The sequence below is a fragment of the Stenotrophomonas sp. a6 genome (assembly GCF_030913325.1).
Lineage (GTDB): Bacteria > Pseudomonadota > Gammaproteobacteria > Xanthomonadales > Xanthomonadaceae > Stenotrophomonas > Stenotrophomonas maltophilia.
In genome coordinates, this window is the sequence record NZ_CP133161.1 from 2,691,478 (window position 1) to 2,714,625 (window position 23,148).

General features: G+C 65.9%; 21 protein-coding genes and 7 tRNA genes. 12 read left to right on the plus strand and 16 right to left on the minus strand.

Features of this window, described 5'->3' with window-relative positions; genetic code table 11:
* Positions 1-3: 3 nt before the first annotated feature.
* From adiC to Q9Q79_RS12430, 5 genes are all read right to left on the minus strand, one after another.
* On the minus strand, positions 4-1,356 hold the full coding sequence (gene adiC / locus Q9Q79_RS12410) for an arginine/agmatine antiporter (protein ID WP_005410068.1): 1,353 nt from the start codon (positions 1,354-1,356) through the stop codon (positions 4-6).
* Positions 1,357-1,432: 76 nt separating this feature from the next.
* Positions 1,433-2,866, minus strand: coding sequence for a DcaP family trimeric outer membrane transporter (locus tag Q9Q79_RS12415; protein ID WP_076739895.1), 1,434 nt, complete (start codon positions 2,864-2,866; stop codon positions 1,433-1,435).
* Positions 2,867-3,378: 512 nt separating this feature from the next.
* Entirely contained in the window at positions 3,379-4,221 is an 843-nt protein-coding gene (dsbG, locus tag Q9Q79_RS12420) for a thiol:disulfide interchange protein DsbG (RefSeq protein WP_005410070.1), read from the minus strand.
* Positions 4,222-4,251: 30 nt separating this feature from the next.
* Positions 4,252-5,055, minus strand: a complete 804-nt coding sequence (locus Q9Q79_RS12425; protein WP_012480601.1) for a TlpA disulfide reductase family protein — start codon at positions 5,053-5,055, stop codon at positions 4,252-4,254.
* An 81-nt stretch (positions 5,056-5,136) separates the two neighbouring features.
* Entirely contained in the window at positions 5,137-6,204 is a 1,068-nt protein-coding gene (locus tag Q9Q79_RS12430; RefSeq protein ID WP_005410072.1) for a helix-turn-helix domain-containing protein, read from the minus strand.
* A 187-nt stretch (positions 6,205-6,391) separates the two neighbouring features.
* Between Q9Q79_RS12430 and Q9Q79_RS12435 the strand changes: the two genes are divergently transcribed.
* The 7 genes from Q9Q79_RS12435 to Q9Q79_RS12465 all read left to right on the plus strand — a co-directional run bounded on the left by Q9Q79_RS12435 (position 6,392) and on the right by Q9Q79_RS12465 (position 7,726).
* Positions 6,392-6,802 (plus strand): heavy metal-responsive transcriptional regulator, encoded by a 411-nt coding sequence (locus tag Q9Q79_RS12435; protein ID WP_005410073.1) that lies wholly within the window; start codon positions 6,392-6,394, stop codon positions 6,800-6,802.
* An 89-nt stretch (positions 6,803-6,891) separates the two neighbouring features.
* Positions 6,892-6,967: transfer RNA gene (locus tag Q9Q79_RS12440), tRNA-Ala, on the plus strand.
* A gap of 54 nt (positions 6,968-7,021) precedes the next feature.
* A tRNA-Glu gene (locus tag Q9Q79_RS12445) sits at positions 7,022-7,097 on the plus strand.
* 184 nt (positions 7,098-7,281) lie between these two features.
* Positions 7,282-7,357 (plus strand) — tRNA-Ala (locus Q9Q79_RS12450).
* 49 nt (positions 7,358-7,406) lie between these two features.
* A tRNA-Glu gene (locus Q9Q79_RS12455) sits at positions 7,407-7,482 on the plus strand.
* Positions 7,483-7,527: 45 nt separating this feature from the next.
* Positions 7,528-7,603, plus strand: a tRNA-Ala gene (locus Q9Q79_RS12460).
* A 47-nt stretch (positions 7,604-7,650) separates the two neighbouring features.
* Positions 7,651-7,726, plus strand: a tRNA-Glu gene (locus Q9Q79_RS12465).
* Between the two features lie 165 nt (positions 7,727-7,891).
* Here Q9Q79_RS12465 and Q9Q79_RS12470 read toward each other — a convergent pair.
* Entirely contained in the window at positions 7,892-8,308 is a 417-nt protein-coding gene (locus tag Q9Q79_RS12470; protein ID WP_005410074.1) for a GNAT family N-acetyltransferase, read from the minus strand.
* 77 nt (positions 8,309-8,385) lie between these two features.
* Here Q9Q79_RS12470 and Q9Q79_RS12475 point away from each other — a divergent pair, with 77 nt between their 5' ends.
* Entirely contained in the window at positions 8,386-9,342 is a 957-nt protein-coding gene (locus tag Q9Q79_RS12475; protein WP_049459243.1) for an SOS response-associated peptidase family protein, read from the plus strand.
* Positions 9,343-9,352: 10 nt separating this feature from the next.
* On the opposite strand, the gene Q9Q79_RS12480 is transcribed toward Q9Q79_RS12475, so the two are convergent.
* Positions 9,353-9,733, minus strand: coding sequence for a response regulator (locus Q9Q79_RS12480; protein WP_005410076.1), 381 nt, complete (start codon positions 9,731-9,733; stop codon positions 9,353-9,355).
* A gap of 132 nt (positions 9,734-9,865) precedes the next feature.
* On the opposite strand from Q9Q79_RS12480, the gene Q9Q79_RS12485 reads away from it, so the two are divergent.
* Both Q9Q79_RS12485 and Q9Q79_RS12490 read left to right on the plus strand, forming a co-directional pair.
* Positions 9,866-9,951, plus strand: a tRNA-Leu gene (locus tag Q9Q79_RS12485).
* 200 nt (positions 9,952-10,151) lie between these two features.
* The gene (locus tag Q9Q79_RS12490; RefSeq protein ID WP_201861773.1) at positions 10,152-11,585 is read left to right on the plus strand and encodes a GGDEF domain-containing protein; all 1,434 of its coding nucleotides are present in this window, start codon (positions 10,152-10,154) and stop codon (positions 11,583-11,585) included.
* Here the strand turns inward: Q9Q79_RS12490 and Q9Q79_RS12495 are convergent.
* A complete protein-coding gene (locus Q9Q79_RS12495) occupies positions 11,582-13,408 on the minus strand; it encodes a methyl-accepting chemotaxis protein (RefSeq protein ID WP_188246420.1) in 1,827 nt (608 codons plus the stop codon). The two genes, Q9Q79_RS12490 and Q9Q79_RS12495, sit on opposite strands and share 4 nt — an antisense overlap.
* 254 nt (positions 13,409-13,662) lie before the next feature.
* Positions 13,663-14,208, minus strand: coding sequence for a GNAT family N-acetyltransferase (locus tag Q9Q79_RS12500; protein ID WP_236672440.1), 546 nt, complete (start codon positions 14,206-14,208; stop codon positions 13,663-13,665).
* Positions 14,209-14,360: 152 nt separating this feature from the next.
* Here Q9Q79_RS12500 and Q9Q79_RS12505 point away from each other — a divergent pair, with 152 nt between their 5' ends.
* Together Q9Q79_RS12505 and Q9Q79_RS12510 are read left to right on the plus strand one after the other, a co-directional pair.
* The gene (locus Q9Q79_RS12505) at positions 14,361-15,449 is read left to right on the plus strand and encodes a DUF5694 domain-containing protein (protein WP_062607289.1); all 1,089 of its coding nucleotides are present in this window, start codon (positions 14,361-14,363) and stop codon (positions 15,447-15,449) included.
* Positions 15,450-15,510: 61 nt separating this feature from the next.
* Positions 15,511-15,801: a putative quinol monooxygenase gene (locus tag Q9Q79_RS12510; protein ID WP_024957815.1), complete on the plus strand. Its 291-nt coding sequence runs from the start codon at positions 15,511-15,513 to the stop codon at positions 15,799-15,801.
* On the opposite strand, the gene Q9Q79_RS12515 is transcribed toward Q9Q79_RS12510, so the two are convergent.
* The 7 genes from Q9Q79_RS12515 to Q9Q79_RS12545 form a co-directional block, all read right to left on the minus strand.
* On the minus strand, positions 15,743-16,045 hold the full coding sequence (locus Q9Q79_RS12515; protein ID WP_201861776.1) for a hypothetical protein: 303 nt from the start codon (positions 16,043-16,045) through the stop codon (positions 15,743-15,745). The genes Q9Q79_RS12510 and Q9Q79_RS12515 overlap by 59 nt on opposite strands.
* Positions 16,046-16,107: 62 nt before the next feature.
* Positions 16,108-18,297 (minus strand): PAS domain S-box protein, encoded by a 2,190-nt coding sequence (locus Q9Q79_RS12520; protein ID WP_005410083.1) that lies wholly within the window; start codon positions 18,295-18,297, stop codon positions 16,108-16,110.
* Positions 18,298-18,505: 208 nt separating this feature from the next.
* A complete protein-coding gene (locus Q9Q79_RS12525) occupies positions 18,506-20,893 on the minus strand; it encodes a Tex family protein (RefSeq protein WP_049397485.1) in 2,388 nt (795 codons plus the stop codon).
* A gap of 207 nt (positions 20,894-21,100) precedes the next feature.
* Positions 21,101-21,316, minus strand: coding sequence for a hypothetical protein (locus Q9Q79_RS12530; RefSeq protein WP_005410085.1), 216 nt, complete (start codon positions 21,314-21,316; stop codon positions 21,101-21,103).
* A gap of 718 nt (positions 21,317-22,034) precedes the next feature.
* Positions 22,035-22,487, minus strand: a complete 453-nt coding sequence (locus tag Q9Q79_RS12535) for a hypothetical protein (protein ID WP_024958853.1) — start codon at positions 22,485-22,487, stop codon at positions 22,035-22,037.
* On the minus strand, positions 22,484-22,687 hold the full coding sequence (locus Q9Q79_RS12540; RefSeq protein WP_005410087.1) for a PspC domain-containing protein: 204 nt from the start codon (positions 22,685-22,687) through the stop codon (positions 22,484-22,486). The genes Q9Q79_RS12535 and Q9Q79_RS12540 overlap by 4 nt, the downstream gene beginning before the upstream one ends.
* Before the next feature lie 65 nt (positions 22,688-22,752).
* Positions 22,753-23,121: a YfeK family protein gene (locus tag Q9Q79_RS12545; protein ID WP_005413813.1), complete on the minus strand. Its 369-nt coding sequence runs from the start codon at positions 23,119-23,121 to the stop codon at positions 22,753-22,755.
* Positions 23,122-23,148 lie beyond the last annotated feature (27 nt).

Below are 23,148 nucleotides of genomic sequence, written 5' to 3' on the forward strand. Positions count from 1 at the left end.
AACTCAGGAACGCTGGGCGCCGGCGCTGATCGCCGAGGCCTCGCGGGCGCGCTGCCGCTGCTGGCGGCGCTCCTCGCTGAAGAAGGGATAGAACACGGTGATGAACAGCACGAACAGGAACGCGTACTGCACGATGGTTCCCGACGAGCCGTAGATCGCCCACAGGCAATAAACGACGGTCAGGCTGGTCAGGGTCCAGAACGCACCGGTGTGGACCAGGGTGTGCGAGCGCTCGACCACGAAGTAGCAGGCCACGCACGAGTAGATGTAGGGCAGCAGGGTCAGCACCACCGCCGCCGATGTGATCACGTCGAACTGTGCCGACGCGGTTTCCGAGGTGGAGGTGACCAGCACCGCCAGGGTCATCAGCACGGCCACGATCAGCACACCCTTGACCGGCACGTCGTCCTTGTTGGTCTTGCTGAAGATGCTCGGGAACAGGCCGTCATCGGAGGCTGCCTTGGCGCTCTGTGCGGTCAGCAGGATCCAGCCGCCCAGCGAACCGGCGGCACCGATGAAGGCACACAGGCTGACCAGCGCACCGCCCCAGCCACCGACGGCCTTGGCCGCAGCCAGTGCGAACGGCGCATCGGAAGTCTGCAGTTCGCCATTGGGCACCATGCCCATGATCACCGAGGAGCTGGCGATATAGGCGATGGCGGCCAGGAACACGCCGGCGAGGGTGGCACGGGCCACGTTCTTTTCCGGGTTCTCGACCACACCAGCGGTGACCGAGGCCGACTCGACGCCAATGAAGGCCCACAGCGTCAGCGCCGCGGCGCTGGAGATCGCGCCGAAGTTGGATTCACCCGACACGTTGTAGGCGCCCTTGAAGATGTCGGCATCGAAGAAGAACCAGCCGAAGATGGCGATGCCCAGGATCGGCACCAGCGCAAAACTGGTGGTGACGGTCTGCACCCGGCTGACGAACGCCGGACCGATCACGTTGGCGAAACTCAGCGCCCACACCAGGATCAGCACCGCGATGCAGCGCACCAGCGGCTCGGACAGGATCGGGAAGAAGTAGCTGAAATAGCCTACTGCGGCGATCGGAATGGCGACGTTGCCGATCCAGTTGGCGAACCAGTAGATGGTGTTGGTCTGAAAGCCCATGTACGGCCCGAACCAGTCGCGCGCATAGGCGTACGGGCCGCCCGCCTTGGGTGCCAGCTTGCCCAGCTTGGCGAACACGAAGGCCAGCAACAGCGCACCGGCGGTGGTGATCAACCAGCCCCAGATCGAGGCGGTACCAATCTTGGCCAGGCTCGATGGCAGCAGGAACACGCCTGAGCCCATCATGTTGCCGGCGACGAGGAAGGTGGCTCCGACCACCCCGATTTTCTTTGCTTCTGCCATGACGATCTCCGGTACTGGCATGAGCCCGGCAGCACCGGGCGTGGGGACGGTTGCGCTGGCGTACGACCGCTGGCGCCTATTTGATGAAGTTGTATTGCAGGCTGCCCTGCACCCGGACCGTGTCGCCGCGCGCGCCGCCCTGCTGTTCCAGGCGGCCGTACAGCAGCTCCATGCCCATCGTCCAGGACGGCGCGGGGCTCCAGATCAGGTTGAATACGCCGTACCGGCTCTGTCGTAAGGCATCGGCCGCCAGTTCGGCGTTCCGCTCCAAGGTCAGCTGGCCGAAGATCAGGTTCGATCGCCACAACTCGGACCAGTAGTGGGTATAGCCGACGAAGCCGCCGTGCAGGTCCAACGCGTCGAGGCGGCCATCGGCACCGACCACCGCGTCCAGCCCGGAGCCGGTCAGGTCGGCGGTATAGCGGCTGAGGCCGCGTCCTCCCAGCGCACCGAACAGCAGCAGGTCGCGCTCGCCCACCGAGGCCGAGCCACTCACCTGCAGGCCGCCGGCCATTCGCCGGTCGCGCTCGCCATCGCCGTCATAGGCCAGGCTGCGAGCCACCGCGCCCACCTGCAGGTGGCCCCAGTCGCGCTCCATGCGCGCGGTCACGGTTACGTCCGGCAGACGGTTCACCGCAGCCCGCTCATCATTGGCACCGGCAAGTTCAGTCTTCGGGTCTTCGGCCGCCACGGTCAGCGTGTTGCCCTTGCCCATCGTGAAGCTGTGGTGGATGCCGGCCACCAGCAGATAGCCGGCGCCGCCCGGCCCGGCGAAGTCCAGCGTGTCGGGCAGGCTGTCCGGGTCCATGAAGCTGGAGTAGCCATAGCCGGCATAGGTATTGCCGAGCTGTCCATACGCATGCCGCAGGCGGAACTCGTAGCCATCGCTGCTGCCGAAGAAGTCGTTCTCCAGATAGAAGCGCAGGTTGCCGTGCGTGGTTGGACGCCGCGCCTCGAAGCTGAAGCGGGTCTGCTTGGCGTGGATGTTGAAGTTGGAGACATCGCGGTGGCTGCCGCCCACCGGCATCGACGAGGGAATGAACTGATCCTCGTCGCCGGCCGCGCGCGAATCGGCGATGGCATCCAGCTTGGCGTAACCGCCGATGCGGATCACCGTATCAGTGCCGGGTATGGCAAAGAACCCCTTCAGATCCGGGTCGGTCGGGCCCGCCGCACTGTCCGGTCGCGATGCCGCAGTGGACGGATCAGCGACCGAATCGCGCTGCGGCAGTACCGGCTGCGCCACGCCCGGCACCTGGGTGCGATGGATCACGTCGGAAGGGGCGGCAGAGGCCATCGGCGCCATTGCAGGCGCGGCTGTTGCCTGCACAGGCGCAGCATCGCGCTGCTCAAGCCGGTCCAGCCGTTGCTGCATGCGTTCCAGCGCCTGGCGCATGGCGGCCATCTCGCGCCGCAATGCCTGCGCATCCTCTGCATCACCCTGTTGAGCGTACGCCGGCGTGATCGCCAGTGCCCCCAGGCATGCCAGACTCAGTACGGCCAAACGCATTGCATCCTCCCCTGACGAACACTCGCATCACGGTTCCGGAGCGCATGCATGCGCCGCCCTGGCTTCGCGTTGCCGTTGCTGGAAATGCGGGTACTGCGTCGACGACATCGGCCAGCCTGCGCACGGCAGGCAACAGGACGATGACACTGCCCCGCCTGCACCCATGTCGACTCCATCAAGGCCGCGCTGCCAGAGAGGTGGCGACCGCAGCGGTCTGGGTAACAAGCACAGAGTGAGAGTGTCGTGAATGGCTGTGCCGGCCGACCCTGATCAGGGCGTGGCGAGCGCGGCATCCATCGCGCATTGACGCTGTATTCCATGCGTCAAAGGCTAGTCTGTTTGTCGCTTTTGGCCTTGATTGGAATCAAGGCACGATGCTTGATCTCAGTCACGATTCAGACGTGACGACGAACAGACAATGCGCAAGCGGTTGTGTTCGCCTGAGGCAGGAACGCAACAGGCCCGCATGTCACCATGCGGGCCTGTGGTCTACATCATCATGCAGGCGTGGATCAGCGCGGACCAAGCACCGTCTGCAGGTCGTCGCCCTGCGGCAATCCGGCCCGGCGCTGCACCTGGCCCTGTGCATCCTGGAACAGGATGCCCGGGGTGCCCTGGAACCCCATCTCCAGCATCAACACCTGGTTGGCGTCGAGCTTGCCGGCGATCTCGCGGCTGATGTTCGGCAGCGCTTTGATGCCGCCACGGTCGAACTGGTGTTCGTTCTCCAGCAGCGCCGCGCTCGGATCACGTGCGGAGAGGATGGCTGCGGCCTTGGCCGGACTGTCCTCGCGGATCACACCCACCATGATGTGGCGCAACTGTACCTTGCCGGCGTCGACCCACGGACGGGCCGCCTCCCAGAACTTGTGGCAATACGGGCAGTTGGCATCGCTGAAGGTATAGACCACGCGGGGCGCGTCGGCCTTGCCATCACGTACCCAGGCGCTGGCTTCGAGCTTGGTCCACATTTTGGCCGACATCGGTGCGGCAACCAGCTTCTCGACCGCTTCGGCAGCCACATCATTACCTTCGGCATCGAACAGGCTGCCCACCAGTACGTGCTTGCCATCGGCCGTGACATAGGCCGCTGCAGGCTGCTGCCCTCCCACCACGCCAGCAAAACCGCGCAGGCCGTCCGGCGCATCGAACTCGGCAACGACCTCGAAGCCGTGCTTCTCGATGCCCTTCAGCACCGCTGGACGGTCGCCCTTGGCGGCAGATGCCGGAGCAGTCGTCGCCGATGCCGTGGCGGCCTTGCCCGGCGGCGTCTGTGCCTGGCTGCAGGCGGCCAATGCCAGCATGACCGGCAGCAGGAGCACCGCCGGGGCGGTGCGCAGGGAAATCGACAACATGGGAACTCCGTAGTGAGATGCCCGCGCAGGCTACCGCAGCCGGCGCAGTTTGTGTTCAAGGCCGGCTGCGGTCAGTTCGCCCAGGTGCAGTTCACGCAGGCGCCCATCGGCACCGAAAAAGAGCGTGGAAGGATACGCCTGAATGCCGAGCACGGTGGAAGCAGCAGCGTCATCATCCAGCAGCACGTTGCCCAGCATCAGTCGTTCGCCGGCGAGGAAACCCTGGACCTCATCCAGGGTTTCACCCTGGTTGAGGAATACGAACTGCACGTCATCATGTGCCTGTTGTGCCGTCGCCAGCACCGGCATCTCACGGCGGCAGGGCCCGCACCATGTGGCCCACAGATTCAGCACCAGCGGCTTGCCGCGGAACTGCTGCAGATCGATACGATCGCCTTGAAGGTCCGCCACCTGCAGCGCCGGCAACGGCATCTGCCGCTCCTGCCATGCCGACAGCAACTGGCCACCAGCGACCCAGAACAACACACCTACCAGTGCGCTCGTCAGCACCGGTGCACGCAACTGACGCCACGGCCGCAGACGCCATAATCCCCACGACAGCCCGGCCACCAGCACCACCATCAGGTGATAGCCACCATCGGTGACCTGCAGAATGCTCCAGGGCTCCGAACGATAGAGCGCGAAATTCAGCACAACAAAACTGACACGACCACACAGCAGGCCGATCAGCAGCATGTCCAGCACGATGCCTGCTGCCGACGGCAGCGGCATTCCCACTGCCCTGCGCGGCCAAAGACGGGCAACGGTCATGGCCAGCAACGTGCACATCAGGATCAACACCACCGGTATCGGTACCGGTCCAACACTCGACATCAGCCCACCTGTTCAAGTTCCACTGCCTGCATGGTCAAAGCGTCACGCCCAGGTTGCAAGCGCTCGCCCGCCCCCCCATGGTCAGGCCGCACTCCGCCCCAACTGCATTCCGGGGGACGCCTGCAGGCCGCGCAGACTTCCGGCCACCGACGGCATCAACGGTCGCTCCCGCCGCTTGCAGTTGACGTGGCGGCGATAGTTGGCCGGTGTCATGCCCACGATGCGGAGGAACAGTCGTCGGAACGCGCTCTGATCAGCGTAGCCCACCCCCCAGGCCACCTCCTCGATGCCTGCGCCCTGCTGCAGCAGGGTCTGCGCCTTGGCAATGCGCAGCCGTTGGCAGTATTCGATCGGCCGCAGACCGGTCGCTCGGAGGAAGCGCCGCTGCAGGGTGCGCGGTTCCAATCCGGAAACCTCGCAGATTGCGGCCAGAGTGGCTCCTCGTGCGGCAGTGGTATGCAGCCAGCGCTGGGCCTTCAGTACATCGCGGTCACCGTGGGCGAAGTTGGCACTGAAACGCTCAAGATCCTGCTGGATTCCTGCGGGCACGACGATCCCGAGCTGTTGCGCGACCGCGCTCGCCACGCCCTGCCCGTGCAGCCGGTACAGCAAACGCAGCCCGAGGAAACGCCATGCCTGCGATCCGCCAACCGTCAGCAGATCGCCATCGTCGACCAGCGCCCGCTCACTGGGCACCCAGCTCACCGCCTGCGCCTGCAACCCTGGATGTCGCCCCAGATCGGGGCCGCTGACCGTTCTTCCGGCCAGCAGTCCCGCACGGGCCAGTACACCGACCCCGTCGCTGGCAGCAGCCAGCAGGCTGCCCCCGTCATAATGGGCCCGCAACCAGTCCAGCAGGACCTCTTCGGCGCGCAGACAGGCTCCGGGGCTGATCTGGCCGGGAACCGCGATCACCGCGGGAATGGCGGCGTCGAGCATTTCAGCACCCGCGATGCGGTGTACACCGGTCTGGCTGGCGGGAACGATCCAGCGGGTGACAAGCACACGCTTGAAGGGTCGGCGCTGCTGTTGGGCCAGGCGGTTGGCGACGTGGGCCATTTCGGCCAGCACAGAGGCGGCGGAGGGGTCCCCTCCCGGATATTCGACCACCGCAACCTCTACGAATGCTTCGTTCCTGACTCCCTCCACAGACCACCTCCTCGGTTCGTTGCAGGCCATCGAACGGCCGGTTCAGGCGAAGGGTAGGAACAGGCCCATCTGCGGGGCTATGAAGAAAGTTGCAAAGTGGGCTGAATGCGCGCACCGAGCTGAAGCCTTGACTCTCGACCAGACTCCAGGCTTCACAATGGCCGGCAGGATCCGCAGGAAAGCTGCCATGAACATTGGACAACTGGCCCGTCAGGCGGGCGTGCCGATCGATACGGTCCGCTATTACGAACGGCAGCAGCTGCTGCCGACGGCGGCGCGCTCGGCCGGGGGTTACCGCATCTTCGGCGAGCCGGATCTGCGCCGGCTGCGCTTCATCCGCCGCGCCAAGGCACTGGGCTTCAGCCTGGAGGAAATCGGAGAACTGCTCGCGCTCAGTGATCACCACCAGCAGGACATGGGCAGCGTGCGTGACACCGCGCAGGCCCGCCTGCAGGACATCGCACAACGGATGGCCGAACTGCAGCGCATGCACATCGCGCTGTCGCAGCTGGTCGACGCCTGCCCCGGCCATGGCGCGCTGGACCAGTGCCCGATCCTGGCCGCTCTGACCGACGACACCACCGCCGCAGGCGACTGACATCGGCTTCGCAACACGCGTGAAGAAAAGTGCAACAAATGCTTGCCAACCCCCTGGGGCAAGGCTATTATTTCGCTCCTCAGCGACGTGGGGCCATAGCTCAGCTGGGAGAGCGCCTGCATGGCATGCAGGAGGTCAGCGGTTCGATCCCGCTTGGCTCCACCAATCTTTCGGCATTAGGCCGTCGAAAGGTCGCTAAAGAACATTGATGAGAATTGCGTCCCCATCGTCTAGAGGCCTAGGACATCACCCTTTCACGGTGGCGACCGGGGTTCGAATCCCCGTGGGGACGCCACTCATCACGAACAACGAGGACCCGGCCGATAACCGGGTCTTTTTTGTTCACCGCCTACCGGTATTCAGGGTGTGGCGTTGCGGTTCCCCTGCCCTCGTGGCTGCGGTTGAACCGGAACGAAAAAAGTTCAAAAAAGACTTCCACAAACGTGAACACGCAGGTATGATAGGCGGCCCGGTAACACGGGGCCATAGCTCAGCTGGGAGAGCGCCTGCATGGCATGCAGGAGGTCAGCGGTTCGATCCCGCTTGGCTCCACCACTTTCGACATTAGGCCGTCGAAGGTTCTACAACTTGAAGTTTTTCGTGCGTCCCCATCGTCTAGAGGCCTAGGACATCACCCTTTCACGGTGGCGACCGGGGTTCGAATCCCCGTGGGGACGCCAGTTTCAAAACGGACTCTGCTCCCGGCAGATCATCCGGAGTTTCATGGGGCCATAGCTCAGCTGGGAGAGCGCCTGCATGGCATGCAGGAGGTCAGCGGTTCGATCCCGCTTGGCTCCACCACTTCGACATTAGGCCGTCGAAGGATCTACAACTTGAAGTTTTCGTGCGTCCCCATCGTCTAGAGGCCTAGGACATCACCCTTTCACGGTGGCGACCGGGGTTCGAATCCCCGTGGGGACGCCAATTCTTGAAAACCCTGGCTTCGGCCGGGGTTTTTCTTTGCCTGAGATTCCCGGGAAAGCCCTGTCCACGCATGGCGTGGATCTACTGCAGGGCCGGGATGGATCCGGCGGCCGGTTGGCCCAGTAGATCCATGCCACGCATGGATGGCCTCAGCCTGAACACACCTCAGAACCGGCGATACATCCCGATCGATGCAGGTGCGGTGGGTGCGAAACCAAACTGCGCGTACAACCGGTGCGCTTCACCATCGGCCAGAAGGCTGACGTATGCAGACGGCGGCAGGTTCGCCTGCATCCAGCCATCCAGGCGACGCATCACTTCCTTGCCCAGGCCCTGCCCCTGCAGGCGCGGCAGCACGGCGATATCACAGACCTGCAGGTGGCACCCACCATCGCCAACGATGCGGCCCATCGCTACCAGCTCATTGCCCTGGTAGGCGCACACGCCATACAGGGTATTGGGCAGCGCGCGTGCCGCCGCCTCCTGGCTCTTGGCACTGAGGCCCGCCAGCACACGCAGCTGGCAATAGTCTTCGACCGTGGGGACAGCTTCGCGGAACTGGCAGCTGACGGAATCATTCATGCGGTATCTCCCTGTAGGTCGGGCTATCCTGCCGCATCCACGTCGCAACGACTGCGACCCAGGCCTGCAGAGTTCCCATGTGCTATTCCGCCCTGATCCGCGCTGACTACGCCAAGCTGGTCCGCGAGTTCGGTGCCATCCTGTCGCTGGAGGAGTTCGCCGAACTGTACGCGCACGATCCCGGCAAGAAGCGGCCGAAAACCCCCAAGGCCATGGACGACGGCTTTGCCGGCGCGCGCACCGAACAGGGTCGCGACATCGTCGCGAAGATCCAGCAGTGGCATGCGCAGGAACGCCAGGCTCTGGAGGCGGAGCTGGCCCGCCAACGCGAGCGCCGCGATATCGCCCACGCGACGCTCGCCACCCGCCCCACCCAGAAGGCACGCAACGACCTGCGCGTGGCCGGCAACCGCATCGAGCGCGCCCAGGCCCGGCTTGAGGACCTGCACCGGGTACAACTACTGCCGCGCGACAACCGCATTTTTCCCGGCACCTACGCGCCGGTGATGGTCAGCGAGAGCGGCCGACGGGTGATCAAGCCGATGCGCTACCAATGCCGGCTGCCGGACAAGCCGGCACGCAACGACGTGCTCTACCCCGGCACCTACAACGCACGACGCGACAGCCTGGAAGGCTATTGGCGCGGCGCGTTCGGCCTTCGCCACGGCGTTGTCGTGGTGCAGGCGTTCTATGAGCACGTACCACGCCACGCGATCGCAGGGCGCGCGCTTGGCGCCAGTGAAAAGGAACAGGATGTGGTGCTGGAGTTTCGCCCCGACCCGCCCCGCGACCTGCTTCTGGCCTGCCTCTGGGCGGAATGGGAGGGACCGGAAGGACGCCTGCTCTCATTCGCCACGATCACCGACACCCCGCCACGCGATGTCGCCGCGGCAGGTCACGATCGCGGCGTGATACCGATCCGCGGGGAGCATCTCGATGCGTGGCTCAACCCCGATCCGGACAACCTGGCCGGGCAGTACAGCATCCTCGACGACCGCGAGGACATCCGTTACCTGTACGAGGAGGCCGGCTGAAGCGCCGTTCTCACGCCGTTGCGCTGGAACGGCCCACCGCACGGCTCAGCGCCCGGGTCAGGTCCGCCGACAGATACGGCTTGACCAGCAGTACTCCGGACAGCATAGACTCGGGCAGCTGCTCAGCCAGCATTCCGGTGGCAAGCACGAACGGTACGCCTCGCGCCGACAATGCTGCCGCCACCGGCTCGCTGGTCTCGTTGCGGGCCAGGCGATAGTCCAGCAGGGCCACATCGGGGACCGAGTCTTCCAGCACGCGCAATGCTTCAGCCACGCTCGCCGCCAACCCGACCACGGTCGCGCCGGCATGCACCAGCTGCATCTGCAGCAAGGCTGCGCTCATCTCGTCGTTCTCGACCACCAGCACCCTCAGGTCCTGCAACACTGTCATCGGCTATGGCTCCTGGAGGCATTCAAGCCGGCGCAGTATAGCCATCGCAGAGCCGATGCCGACAGGAAACGCCTCGATCTGCCTTGCCCCTATGAAAGCCCTGCCCTCCTCGGTTACACTCACACGCTGCCTGCCGGTGTGGCGGAATGGTATACGCAGCTGACTCAAAATCAGCCGGGGGTGACCCCATGAAGGTTCGAGTCCTTTCACCGGCACCACAGCATCAAAGGCCAGGTCCATGACCTGGCCTTTTGCTTTTCAGGCGATGCAGGCCCATATAGCCGCTCCGGTGTCACTGTGTTGACGCAAAACTGCGACCGCTGACAGGGTTGTCGCTAGACGTAGTGCACACTTTTCTTGCCAGCCTCACGTACATCTGCCTATCGTGATCCCGCCGGATCCGGGGGTGGGGGACTGCATGACGTTGCGTGCTGCACTGTTTTTTCTCGTCACGCACGCGCTCGTCATTGCCTTTGTCGGCCCGCAGGACCCGGTCGGCTCCTACCTGATGCTGATCACCGCCCCGCTGCTGGCTGCACTGGCCTGCGTACGGCGTGCACGTGTCAGCCAGGCGGCCTGCCAGTGGCGACTGCTCGGCGCGGCCGTCGGCCTGTTCTCTCTCGCGCTGCTGGCGCTGCTGTACCGCAATGTGGCCGGCCTCGCCCCTGCGCAGATGACCGCCTCAACACTGATCCTGTACGTGTTCTACCGGATCCCCCTGACCTACGTCGCTGCAAGCCCGGGCGGCGGGAACCGCTACATCCGTGCGGTGGACCTCGGGATCATTGCCCTGCTTTGGCTGCTGCACTACCTGCATGCGCGGGCCATGGCGCCGCTGAACACCGCCTTGTGGACGCAGTGCCTGAACACCATGAGCGGCGTGCAGAACAGCCTGGTGTTCTGCTTCGCGCTGATCCGTTTCCTGGCCGAGGACGATCCGGACCGCCGCGATTTTTTCCGGACGCTGACGATCTACGCGCTGGGCTACTTCCTGCTGGCCTTCTACATCAATACCTATCAGCCGCAGGTGCCCGACGGCAATTGGGGCGACCTGCTGATCAGTGGACTGTTCGTGCTGCTGGCCATCCTGGCGGGCAGCCATCGTCGCTGCCCGGCAATGGAGGTATCCCGCAGCCTGCGGCGCATCATCGATGCCGGCGTACCACTGATGCTGCCCTTGCTGCTGATGCTGGTGGCGCTTCTGGTCGCGCGCCTGCAGCCGACCCTGGCCACGGTCGGCTTCATCGGCTCCCTGCTCGGCTATGCGCTGCGCAGCGTGCTGAGCCAGGTCGAGATCCAGCGCCAGCGCGATGAACTGGAAACGCTGGCGCGGCGCGATCCGCTGACCGGACTGGGCAACCGGCGCAGCTTCGATGAATCGCTGGATCGGGCCCACCGCCGCGCGCGCCGCCAGGACCAGGGCCTGGCGGTACTGATGATCGACATCGACCACTTCAAACGGCTGAACGACACCTACGGCCACCCGGAAGGTGATCGGCGCCTGCGTGCCGTCGCCGGCATCCTCGATGGCTGCCTGCAACGGGGCGACGATCTGCTGGCCCGCTATGGCGGCGAAGAGTTCATCGCCGCCCTGCCCTCGCCCGATGCCACCCACGCCCTGGGCCTGGGCGAACGGCTGCGCGCTTCGGTCGAAGCCGCAGCCCTGCCCGCCCCCGTGGCCACCGTCACCATCAGCATCGGCGTGGCCTGGCAGGCACCCGGCGAAGACGGCGATCCGCGCGGCCTGGTCGAACGCGCCGACCAGGCCCTGTATCGCGCCAAGCATGCCGGTCGCAACTGCGTACGCGGCGAGACCGAAACCAAGGAAGAACAGTCCGGTCGCCGCGCCTAGACCGCATGCAGCGCCGCCGCTCCGTGCCGGTGCCCGGCACCGCCCTGCAAGCGGAAGCTGGCCACCGTCTGCAGCAGCTGCGCCGACTGCTCTTCCATGCTGCGTGCTGCCGCCGACGCCTCCTCGACCAGGGCCGCGTTCTGCTGGGTGCCCTGGTCGATCAGATCGACGGCATGGTTCATCTGCTGGATGTCGTCGCTCTGCTGCTGCGAGGCAGTGCTGATTTCGGTCATCAGGTCGCTCACCCGGCGCACGTTGGTCACGATCTCGTCCATGGTGCGGCCCGCGCTCTCAACCTGCGCCGTACCGGCACCCACATTGGCAACCGACTCATCGATCAGGTGCTTGATCTCCTTCGCTGCGCTGGCCGAACGCTGCGACAGCTCGCGGATCTCGGTGGCAACCACGGCAAATCCACGGCCGTGTTCACCGGCACGCGCCGCCTCCACCGCTGCGTTCAGCGCGAGAATGTTGGTCTGGAAGGCGATGCCGTCGATCACCCCGATGATGTCGACGATGCGCCGCGACGAGGCATTGATCACCGCCATCGTCTCGACCACCTCATGCACCACACTGCCGCCGCGCGCAGCGACATCGGCGGCTCCACCGGCCAGCTGGCTCGCCTGGCGCGCGTTGGTGGCGGTGCGCTGCACGGTCTCGGCCAGGCCCTTCATCGACACCGCGGTTTCCTCGAGCGAAGCCGCCTGCTGCTCGGTGCGCTGCGAGAGGTCGCTGTTGCCCTGTGCGATTTCAGTCGCGCCGACCGCGATGGTGTCCGCGGCGAACTTGATCTGGCCGATGATCGCGGCCATCGCCTCGACCAGCGAATTCACGCCTTCGCACAGTTCGGCGATCGAGCCATTCTTGTCGGCGGTGGCCACGCGCTGGGTCAGATCGCCCTGCTTGGCCGCGGCCACCACCTCGCGGGTCTGCGCCACCGCGCGCTGCATGGCCTGGTTTTCATGCACCTGCGCGGTGATGTCGGTGGCGTACTTGACGACCTTGAACGGCTTGCCATTGAGGTCCAGGATCGGGTTGTAGGACGCCTGGATCCAGACCTCACGCCCGCCTTTGCCAAGACGCCGATACTGGCCGGCGTCATATTCGCCGCGCCCCAGTTTCTCCCAGAACTGGCGATATTCGATGCTGCTGCGATGCTCGGGCTCGACAAACAACGAATGGTGCTGCCCGCGCACTTCGTCCAGGCTGTAGCCGGTGGCGGCCAGGAAATTGTCATTGGCCGACAGGATGCGGCCATCCATGCTGAACTCGATCACCGCCTGCGACTTGGCGATCGCGGCCAGTTGCCCCGCCGAGTCGGCCGCCTGCAGCTTCTGCGCGGTGATGTCGGTCGCGAACTTGACCACCTTGTACGGCCGCCCCTGGCGGTCCAGTACCGGGTTGTACGAGGCCTGGATCCAGATCTCGCGCTGGCCCTTGCCGAAGCGGCGGTACTGTCCGGCGTCGTACTCGCCGCGCCCCAAGCGCGCCCAGAAGTCGCGGTATTCGGCGCTGCGCGCCAGCTCGGGGTCGACGAACAGGGAATGATGCTTGCCCTGGATCTCCTCCAGCCGGTAGCCCATCGCCTGCAGGAAATTGTCATTGGCCTGCAGGATGGTGCCGTCGAGCGCGAACTCGATGACGGCCTGCACGCGATGCAGCGCGGCCACCTGCGCTTCCAGCTCGGTGCGCTCGGTCATCGCCTTCTCTGTGCCGGTGCGTTGCTGCGGCGCCAGTACGCCAAGCAGCGCACGCCACGGCGACCAACGGGTGTGCAGCTCGGCCGGCGCCTGCGCGCCTGCCGTGAAGCCTGGAATGAGCATTGTCTGATCCTCGGTGTCCGGTAAGCGGTTGTGACCCGACGGGCGGGATGCCCGGCGGCAACATCAGTTGCCAGGGACTACAGGTGCCAACGGCACCTCTCGAGCGACTGCCAAGAACGTCTGCTGCGGGTGCGATCGGCATCTGGGAGCGGCGGAACACACTGCGCGGACCGCCCATCGGGGGCAGCCTGGGGTCCTGCGGCGGGTGACTGGAGCGGGATCCAGAGGGAGTATCGGCGATGCCGTCAGCCGCTTTAGCGGGATTCCGCGACGTCCGTCGCAACTCCGTGCATTGCAGCCGGAATGCGGTAGACGATCGCCGTGTACTTCACGCCCTGCTCACGTGCTACAGGCCGTCCGCCGAGGGACTCAGCGAGGGAACGGCTGGACCGGTTCTGCTCGGCCACCGGATAGCGGAACGCAGCACAACGCAGGCGCCCTGAGGCGGCCGACCACACCGCCGCCACGGCTTCGCGACCATAGCCGTGCCCATGCATCATTTCTGCGATCCAGATGCCCAGTTCGGGTTCTGCGTCACGGGCTCGATGCAGGCCTGCCAGGCCAAGGAATACACCATCCTCGCGCCTGCGGATCACGAACGTGATGTCGGTCCCGTCGGCGATGGTGGGCAGCCACGTTCGCCAGACAGCAGCAAACGCCTCCTTCGACGGCGGCGGCTCGAAGGACATGTAGCGGGTCAGCCCGGGGGTGATTCCCGCAAATGCCTCGTCGGCGTCACCGGGCATGAATGGCCGGAGGTGCAGCCGCGGACTGTCGATGGTCCAGTCGTCGGACGTCATGTTCTGCATTGCCTGAGCGCTGGGTACAGCATCGCTCAGCAGAAGGATGCAGCTCAAGGCAAAAAGGTTTACATGACCAATGCGGGATTCCGCGGCAGGAGAATATGACCAGCATGAAGGTCCCGCAGGATGCTCATCGACATGGAGATCGCATGTTCCCTCGCTTTGCCAGCCTTCTCTTCCTGGCCGTGTGCAGCAGCAGCGCGCTGGCCAACGACACCGCCTATCGACCGGCCTTCCACCCGGACCAGCTGAAGGGACCGCCCGCAGGGCGCCCGAACGAAGTGCTGGTGCTGGGCAGCCCGCACCTGTCCAGCCTGCCGGAGACCTTCACGCCGGCGATGCTGGAACCTCTGCTGCAGCGTCTGGAAGCCTGGCGGCCCACCGCGATCGCAGTGGAGAACCTGTCCGGCCTGCAGTGTGACTTCATGCGCCGCAATCCGGCCCGATACGCCGACAGCGTAGCGGACTACTGCGTCGATCCGGCACCGGCGCAGGCCGCCACCGGCCTGGACGTGCCCAGCGCCAACGTGGAGATGGAACGCCTGCTTGCGGATTGGCCGAAGGCGCCAACCGCTGCCCAGCGACGCCGATTGGCCGCAGTGTTCCTGGCTGCGGGCGAGAGCAGCTCGGCAGTCGTCCAATGGCTGCGGCTGCCCAGCGAAGAGCGACGTGCCTCGGACAGCCTGACACCGGAGCTGGTGCAGTTCCTCGACACGCGCATCGCACGCCGCAACGAGGCCGGCCTGGTGGCCGGCGTCCTCGCCGCGCGCCTGGGGCTGGAGCGGCTGTGGGCGGTCGACGACCACACTGCGGATTCGCCTACACCGGAATCGCAGCAGAAGGCCTACGCTGCCGCCATACGCGGTGCCTGGGACAATTCCTTCGCCAAAGCGCGCAGGGCGGCCGATGAACGACTGGAAGCCAATCTTGCTCAACCGGATGGATTGCTCGCGATGTATCGCGCCTACAACGCACCCGAGGCCGCGATGCTGGCCTTCAACAGCGATTTCGGCGCGACGCTCGTCGAACCCTCGCCGGAAGGCTTCGGCCGCAACTACGTGGGCTACTGGGAAACCCGCAACCTGCGCATGGTCGCCAACATGCGCGACGTGCTCGGCCAGCACCCGGGCACCCGCATGCTGACCATCGTCGGTGCCTCGCACAAGGGCTACTACGAGGCCTACCTCAATCAGATGCACGATGTGCAGCTGGTCAGTGCGGACGCAGTATTGCGTTGACGGGATGGGTGCCGGCCACCCGCCGGCACTATCCTGCAGGGCCCCATCCAGAGGTGCCTGCATGCTCAAGGTCATCGCCGAAGACTTCATCCATCCCGATGCCGTGGACACCGTGCTTCCGCTGTACCGGGAACTGGTCGCGTGCACGCAGCGCGAGCCGCTCTGCCTCGGCTATGAACTGTTCGTGGACCAGAAGGATCCCGGGCACTTCATCTTCATCGAGCAATGGCCTGACCGCGCCGCCCTGGACATCCACTGCGCCAGCGAACATTTCCAGCGGCTGGTGCCGCAGATCAATGCCTTCCAGCGCGCGCCATGCCGGTTCCTGCTGATGGATGCTGCGCCTCTGTAGTGCCGGCATCAACGCGACGGTGATCCCGGCGCCTGTGCCGCCACAGCACCAGGCTGGCCGCCACCGTGCACGCCAGGGTGAGGGCCAGCAGCGCCACCACGCTCGCCTGCAGCACCGGCAACATTGCCTGGGCGAGACGGTCCTCACGCACCTCCTCCAGCCGGAGCACGGCCGCCAGGGCCAGGCACCAGCCGACCAGGGCCGGGGCGAAGGCACGCACCGCCATCGGGTTGCAGACATTCATGGGATCACCTGTAAGAGAGGAGGTGCGCGGAGTATTTGCGCCCGCCCTCTCACAGGCTGAGATCAGCCCTCGACGACCTCGGAATCATCGCCCGGCAGCTCACTGGCCTCGCCCTGCACCTGCACGTTGTTGCGGCCCATCGCCTTGGCCCGGTAACACTGGGCATCGGCCGCGGCCACCGCCTGATCCACGCTCATCCCCCCGGCCAGCGGCGCGATGCCGATGCTGGCCCCTACCCGCAACCGGTCCTGGTCCCACGGAATCGACAGCGACGCCAGGGTGTGCAGCAGCTCGCCGCCAATGCGCGCTGCACGACGCGGCGTGCAACCGGACAGGATCACCGCGAACTCATCGCCGCCCAGCCGCGCCACCACATCCGAATCGCGCACCCCGTGACGCAGAACGCTGGCCACCGCCCAGAGCACCGCATCGCCAGCCAGATGGCCCCAGGTATCGTTGATCGGCTTGAACCGATCCAGATCGATGTACATCAGCGACGCGGCCTGGCCGGTACGTTCAACACGGGTGATCGCCTGCTGCAGATGCACCTCGAAGCCACGGCGGTTGCTCAGTTCGGTCAGCGGATCGATCTCGGCCAGATGACGCGCCTCGCGCTGGCGGGCACGCTGCTGGGTATCGTCGCGCAGCACCCAGACCGCGCCTCGCACGTGGCCCTCGTCATCGCGCAACCAGGCGCGGGTCAGGTCCACCGGCACCGTGGCGGCACCCAGGCGCAGCAGCAGGTCGGCATGCAGGTCGACCGCATTGCTGTCCGGATCCAGCAGTACCGACACGTCCAGCACCGAACCCGGCGCGTATTCGGTGGTCAGCGCCAGCACATCCTGCACCTTGTGTCCGGCCAGCGACAACGCGCCATCGCCGGCCAACATGCGTACTGCAGCGGCATTGGCGTAATCGATACGGCCATCGAGGCTGACGCTCAGCACCAGGTCGGCCACGGCATCCAGGGTGATGCGGCTGCGCTGTTCGCTCTCGAACAGCCGCTGCTCGCTGCTGCGCTGGGCGGTGATGTCCTGGATCTGCGACACGAAATGCAACGGCTCGCCATGCTCGTTGCGCACCAGCGAGACCGACAATCGGGCCCAGATGACCTTGCCATCGCGATCGAGATAGCGCTTTTCCAGGTGGTAGTGGCTGCGACGCCCGGCCAGCAGGTCCTGCACCAGGGCCAGGTCGGTCTGCAGGTCATCAGGATGGGTGAGTCGCTGGAAATCCACCTGCAGCAGCTCTTCCCGCGGATAGCCGAGGATCCGGCACAGCGCATCGTTGACGTCCAGCCATCGCCCTTCCAGTGACACCAGCGCCATGCCCAGCGCAGCCGAGGTGAACGCACCGGCGAACTTCTCCGCGGACAAGCGCGCTTCGGCCCTCGCCTGCAGGATCTCGGTGATGTCGATGGCCATCCCGACATAGCCGATGCGTACACCGTCGGCACCGTCCATGCGGCTGATCGAGAGGCGTACCTGGCGTGGCTGGCCGTCCTTGCGCAGCAGCGTCCATTGCCGCGAATAGGTCTGGCCATCGGCACGCGCACTGAGTGCCTCGAACACATCTGGCAGTTGGCCATCGGCATCGGCCAGCGGTCGCAGCCAGGCATTCAGTTCCTGCGGATCGTGGAAGGCATCCAGCCGGCGCTGGCCGACCACATCCGCCGCGCTGTAGCCCAGCAGGCGTTGCGCGCCGGTGTTGAACAGGGTGATGGTGCCATCGATATCGGTGGCGATCACCGCCACCTCGTCGGAGGCATCGACCACGGCCTGCAGGCGTTGCCGTGTTTCGGCCGCATCCTGTCGGGCCTGCTGCAGCTCGGTCACGTCGGCATGCGCACCGGCCATCCACAATGGTTTGCCCTGCGCGTCCCATTCGAAGACGCGGCCACGGTCCTGGATCCATATCCACTGGCCATTCTTGTGGCGCATCCGCAGCAGGCACGCGTAGTTGTCGGTGCGCCCCTCGAAATGCTCGTCCAGTGCCGCGTCCGACAGCGCTATGTCATCGGGATGGACCAGCTTCAGGAAGGTCTTCTGGCAGACCGGCTCCAGCTCTTCCAGGCGGTAACCGACAATCTCGGCCCAGCGCGCGTTGACCCGCATCTCGCCGTTCTGCACGTTCCATTCCCAGGTGCCTGCGGCGGTGCCATCGATGATCATCGCCAGCCGCCGACGCTCTTCGGCCAGCGCCTGCAGGCGGCGCTCCAGCAACCCGTTGCCGTTGGTGCCCTGGCCCGCCATCACCGCTGCCCCCGGCCCGCGCAGGCAGGCAGCGGCCGCAGCGCGACGCTGCAGACCTCAACGAAGACGACGGGTCCTGCTGGCGTCATGGCCCTCCCCAGCGACAGCGGGGTGGCCGGACGCCTCCCCTCAAGCGCAAGTGTGCGCAATCACGGGGAAAATCGACAAGTCCCCCGCCACGAATCAAGCGTGACGGGGAACACGGTCCTCAACTACGCTTGGCGCGGGCGAAGGCCTCGGCCAGGGCGTTGTTGGCCGGGGGCGTGGACGCGGCGGGACGGCCACCATTGCCCTGGCCCCGGTTCGGCCCGCGGTTCTGGCCGCCTGCATCCCGGCGCGGACCCTGCCCATGGCCGCGCTCATCACGCTGGCCCGGGCGGCTGGTGGCCTGCCCGGGGGTATCGTCCAGACGCCGGGTCAGGGCAATGCGCTTGCGCGCCACGTCCACCTCCAGCACCTTCACCTTGACGATGTCGCCAGCCTTGACCACGTCACGCGGGTCCTTCACGAAGGTGTCGGACAGCGCCGAAATGTGGATCAGGCCGTCCTGGTGCACGCCGATATCGACGAAGGCACCGAAGGCCGCCACGTTGCTCACCACGCCTTCCAGCACCATGCCCTCGCGCAGGTCCTTGATGTCCTCCACGCCTTCGGCGAAGCGCGCAGCCTTGAACTCCGGACGCGGGTCGCGGCCCGGCTTCTCCAGTTCCTTCAGGATGTCGCGCACGGTCGGCAAGCCGAAGGTGTCATCGGTGAACTGCTCGGCCTTCAGGCCACGCAGGAAGCTGCCATCACCGATCAGCGCCTTGATCGGGCGTGCGGTGCTGGCCACGATGCGCTCGACCACCGGATAGGCTTCGGGGTGCACCGCCGAAGCATCCAACGGCTGGTCGCCGTCGGCGATGCGCAGGAAGCCGGCGCACTGTTCGAAGGTCTTCTCGCCCAGGCGCGCGACCTTCAGCAGATCCTTGCGGCGCTTGAACGGGCCATTCTCGTCACGATGGCGCACGATGTTCTCGGCCACCGTGGCCGACAGGCCGGACACCCGCGACAGCAGCGCGGCCGATGCAGTGTTCACGTACACGCCCACGGCGTTCACGCAGTCCTCCACGCGCGCGTCCAGCGCCCGCGCCAGCCGGTACTGGTCCACATCGTGCTGGTACTGGCCGACACCGATCGCCTTGGGTTCGATCTTGACCAGTTCGGCCAGCGGGTCCTGCAGGCGACGCGCGATCGACACCGCGCCACGCAGCGACACGTCCAGCCCCGGGAACTCCTTGGCCGCGAACTCGGAGGCCGAGTACACCGAGGCGCCCGCCTCGCTGACCACGACCTTCTGCAGCTTCGGGTTGGCGGCAGCCTTGATCGCTTCGCCGGCCAGCTTGTCGGTTTCGCGGCTGGCGGTGCCGTTGCCGATCGCGATCAGTTCAACGTTGTGCTTGGCGCACAGTTGCTTGATCGTCTGCACCGACTGGTCCCACTGGCGACGTGGCTCATGCGGGTAGATGGTGTCGGTGGCCACCAGCTTGCCTGTGGCATCGACCACGGCGATCTTGCAGCCGGTGCGGATGCCCGGGTCCAGCCCAAGCACGGTCTTCGGGCCCGCCGGTGCGGCCAGCAGCAGATCCTTCAGGTTGTCGCCGAACACCGCGATGGCCTCAGCCTCGGCCTTCTCGCGGGCCTGGTTGAACAGGTCCAGCAGCAGATGGGTGTGCAGCTTGGCGCGCCAGGTCAGGCGGCAGGCGTCCAGCAGCCAGCGATCGGCGGCGCGGCCCCGGTCGGCGATGCCGGCCCTGCGCGCCACGCGGCCTTCGGCGTACTGGTGGCCGGCCTCGGCATCGCTGCCCGGGTCCAGTTCCAGGAACAGGATCTCTTCGCGGCGCGCGCGGAACAGCGCCAGCAACCGGTGCGAAGGAATCTTCGCCAGAGATTCGGCATGCTCGAAATAGTCGCGGTACTTGGCGCCTTCGGTTTCCTTGCCCTCGGCCACGCGGGCACGGATCACGCCGTTCTCTCCCAGCCAGGTGCGCAGCTCGCCGACCAGCGCGGCGTCCTCGCCCCAGCGCTCCATCAGGATCGCGCGCGCACCTTCCAGCGCGGCCTTGGTGTCGGCCACGCCCTTGTCGGTGTTGACGAAGGCGGCGGCGAAGGCCTGCGGATCCTGCGTGGGGTCGGCCAGCAGTCCATCGGCCAGCGGCTCGAGACCGGCCTCGCGGGCGATCTGGGCGCGGGTACGGCGCTTGGGCTTGTACGGCAGGTACAGGTCTTCCAGCCGGCTCTTGGTGTCGGCGGCCAGGATGTCGTTGCGCAGCTCGTCGCTGAGCTTGCCCTGCTCGCCGATGCTGGCCAGCACCGCCGCACGGCGCTCCTCCAGCTCGCGCAGGTAGGTCAGCCGGGTTTCCAGGTTGCGCAGCTGGGTGTCGTCCAGGCCCCCGGTCACTTCCTTGCGGTAGCGCGCGATGAACGGAACGCTGGCGCCCTCGTCGAGCAGGCCGACGGCGGCGCGCACCTGGGCGGACTGGGCACCGATCTCGTCGGCGATGGTCTGGGCGATCTGCTGGGCGAGCGCGCTCTGGGCGTTCTTGGCGTCGTGCATTGCTTCAGGTCTGTGCCGCGGTACGGGAAGATCCCATTCTGGCAATCCACGACGGAGCCGGACAAGGCATTGACAGGGGGCGAGGTTCAGCGGCGGGGCCGGAGTGGACGCCGGCATCCTGGCGGAGAGAGGGCTCGGACTGGCCCTGGGCTGGGATGCCGGCGCGGGCGCGCGATGGTGGGCGCGCCCTGCCGCGTGTTGCGAAGGTCAGCGGTAGTGGCGGGCGGCGCGCTGCATGACGATCTCGTCACGCATGCCTTCCAGGGCCATCAGGCGGACCTTGCCGACACCCTGCAGTTCCATGAACCGCTCCGTGTAGAACTCCGGCCCCAGCGCGGTGTCGGCGCGGGATTTGCTGAAGCCGTAGGGCACCACGCCCTTCTCGCCATCCTTGCTACCACCGACATAAAGAACGATTGCCATGTGATGTATTCCTCCAAATTGCTACTGCGTACTGCACTCGATGAACGATGCTGCGAGCTCATCGAGGGAGAGCTTACCGCGTCGAACCTGACTGGAACGTCACGAAGGCTAATGACGATCGGTTGCATGCAGATGACTGCGGGATCGCAGCAGAATGCTTACGGATCTTTAACTTCCGGCTAACGAATCCGTGGCGGATTCCCGCCAACGGCGCAGCCCCTCGTGGGTGGTCGTGTAACGCGTTTCATGTGATTGGGCCGGGCGGGGTGGGTGCGCAGGACACGCCGTGAACCCGTCCCTGGGGGCTCGATGGCGCCATCCATGGCGCCAACGGTCCCGCGCACCCACCCCGCCCGGCCCCTGACAGTTTTTCGGGCACGTTCACCCACGGAAAAGAAAAAAGAAGATCAAAAGCAAAAACAGCCTGGCCGGCTGATTTGTTGCTTCCTGTAGAGCCAAGCCAAGCCATGCCCCGCTCGCGAGCAAGCGCAGCGCGCGACCCGCTTCTGCTGCTCTATTTCTTCTCCGTGGCTGGACGCGCACGGAAACTGTCAGGGGCCGGGCGGGGTGGGTTCGCGGGACCGTTGGCGCCATGGATGGCGCCATCGAGCCCCCAGGGACGGGTTCACGGCGTGTCCCGCGAACCCACCCCGCCCGGCCCAATCGCATGAAACGCATTCCGCGACCACCCACGAGGGGCTGCGCCGTTGGCTGGAAACTACGGCCACCAGCCACGCCCGAACCGGGCGAAATGATCGGCCGCCCGTTCGAACGGATTGCGCGCACTCACCCCGCCGCACAGCAGGTACACCGGCAGGTACAGCGGGCCCAGCACCATGTACTGGTACACGTGCGCCCGTTCGTGATCATCCAGCCGTATCAGCGGCTCCGCGCCCCACCCTGCCTGATGCGCATAGGTGCGGCAGGAAATGCCCAGGTCATGGCCGGTATGCAGGATCACGTTCCCCAGAGTGATCGCCCCACCTGGCCCCCACGGCCAGCGGTCGAACACCAGCGCGCAGTCACGGCCGCTCCACCGCAATGTCGCGCCGCCGAGCATGCCGGCCAGGCCGCCGATCACGCCGAGCAGGGAATTGGGTGACGTCCACACCGCGCCCAGCACCTGCAGCGCGCGCAGCCAGATCGGCCAGGGCATTGCTCCAGTCTTCAATCGGCCTCGTTGGGGATCAGGAGCCACAGGATCAGGTAGACCAGGATGCCAGGGAAGGCGGCGGAGGCCAGCGAAACCAGCACGTAGATCACCCGCAGCAGGGTCGCATTCCAGCCGAAGCGATGGGCAATGCCGCCCATCACGCCGGCAATCATGCGGTCGTTCAATGAACGCGACAGCGTTTTGGGCGTGGTGTTCATGGCGGCAGCTCCGGGAAATGGACAAGGCAGTCGAACATGGCTCGACTCTACACCGCCCCCCATGTCTACGGCGTGCGGTGGCGCAGGGCCTGCAGGCGTGCGCCGAACCAGGCGGCTGCGGTCTGTTCAGGCTGCCCCGGACACTGGATGCGGTAGGGTTTGCCACTCATGCTGCTCTGGCTGGCAGCGCGCTCGATGAACTGCTCGGCGCTGTCCACCATGCCCTTTTTCAGCAGGTAATCGTACTTGCGCTGCAGGTGCGCGCGCGCGTCGCTGCCGTCGTACCAGCTGCCATTGCGCTGGAAACGGCACTGGGAGCCGTCCAGGCTGGCGATCAGCTGGGCGATCTCCCGGCGTGCATCCGTACTGGGTGCGGCGTGGGCAAGTGGTGCTGTCAGCAGTGCCGCAAGAATCAACAAAATCCGGTACATCATCATCCCCAAGTCAGTCGAGCATGGCTC

Excerpts from the sequence above, each read along its gene's own strand:
- Q9Q79_RS12500 (WP_236672440.1), bottom strand. The coding sequence starts at position 14,208 with ATGACGTCCGACGACTGGACCATCGACAGTCCGCGGCTGCACCTCCGG.
- Q9Q79_RS12515 (WP_201861776.1), bottom strand. The coding sequence starts at position 16,045 with ATGAATGTCTGCAACCCGATGGCGGTGCGTGCCTTCGCCCCGGCCCTG.
- Q9Q79_RS12480 (WP_005410076.1), bottom strand. The coding sequence starts at position 9,733 with ATGACAGTGTTGCAGGACCTGAGGGTGCTGGTGGTCGAGAACGACGAG.
- Q9Q79_RS12510 (WP_024957815.1), top strand. The coding sequence starts at position 15,511 with ATGCTCAAGGTCATCGCCGAAGACTTCATCCATCCCGATGCCGTGGAC.
- Q9Q79_RS12470 (WP_005410074.1), bottom strand. The coding sequence starts at position 8,308 with ATGAATGATTCCGTCAGCTGCCAGTTCCGCGAAGCTGTCCCCACGGTC.
- Q9Q79_RS12490 (WP_201861773.1), top strand. The coding sequence starts at position 10,152 with ATGACGTTGCGTGCTGCACTGTTTTTTCTCGTCACGCACGCGCTCGTC.
- Q9Q79_RS12540 (WP_005410087.1), bottom strand. The coding sequence starts at position 22,687 with ATGAACACCACGCCCAAAACGCTGTCGCGTTCATTGAACGACCGCATG.
- Q9Q79_RS12545 (WP_005413813.1), bottom strand. The coding sequence starts at position 23,121 with ATGATGTACCGGATTTTGTTGATTCTTGCGGCACTGCTGACAGCACCA.
- Q9Q79_RS12495 (WP_188246420.1), bottom strand. The coding sequence starts at position 13,408 with ATGCTCATTCCAGGCTTCACGGCAGGCGCGCAGGCGCCGGCCGAGCTG.
- Q9Q79_RS12425 (WP_012480601.1), bottom strand. The coding sequence starts at position 5,055 with ATGTCGAGTGTTGGACCGGTACCGATACCGGTGGTGTTGATCCTGATG.
- Q9Q79_RS12415 (WP_076739895.1), bottom strand. The coding sequence starts at position 2,866 with ATGCGTTTGGCCGTACTGAGTCTGGCATGCCTGGGGGCACTGGCGATC.
- Q9Q79_RS12475 (WP_049459243.1), top strand. The coding sequence starts at position 8,386 with ATGTGCTATTCCGCCCTGATCCGCGCTGACTACGCCAAGCTGGTCCGC.
- Q9Q79_RS12520 (WP_005410083.1), bottom strand. The coding sequence starts at position 18,297 with ATGGCGGGCCAGGGCACCAACGGCAACGGGTTGCTGGAGCGCCGCCTG.
- Q9Q79_RS12525 (WP_049397485.1), bottom strand. The coding sequence starts at position 20,893 with ATGCACGACGCCAAGAACGCCCAGAGCGCGCTCGCCCAGCAGATCGCC.
- dsbG (WP_005410070.1), bottom strand. The coding sequence starts at position 4,221 with ATGTTGTCGATTTCCCTGCGCACCGCCCCGGCGGTGCTCCTGCTGCCG.
- adiC (WP_005410068.1), bottom strand. The coding sequence starts at position 1,356 with ATGGCAGAAGCAAAGAAAATCGGGGTGGTCGGAGCCACCTTCCTCGTC.
- Q9Q79_RS12530 (WP_005410085.1), bottom strand. The coding sequence starts at position 21,316 with ATGGCAATCGTTCTTTATGTCGGTGGTAGCAAGGATGGCGAGAAGGGC.
- Q9Q79_RS12435 (WP_005410073.1), top strand. The coding sequence starts at position 6,392 with ATGAACATTGGACAACTGGCCCGTCAGGCGGGCGTGCCGATCGATACG.
- Q9Q79_RS12505 (WP_062607289.1), top strand. The coding sequence starts at position 14,361 with ATGTTCCCTCGCTTTGCCAGCCTTCTCTTCCTGGCCGTGTGCAGCAGC.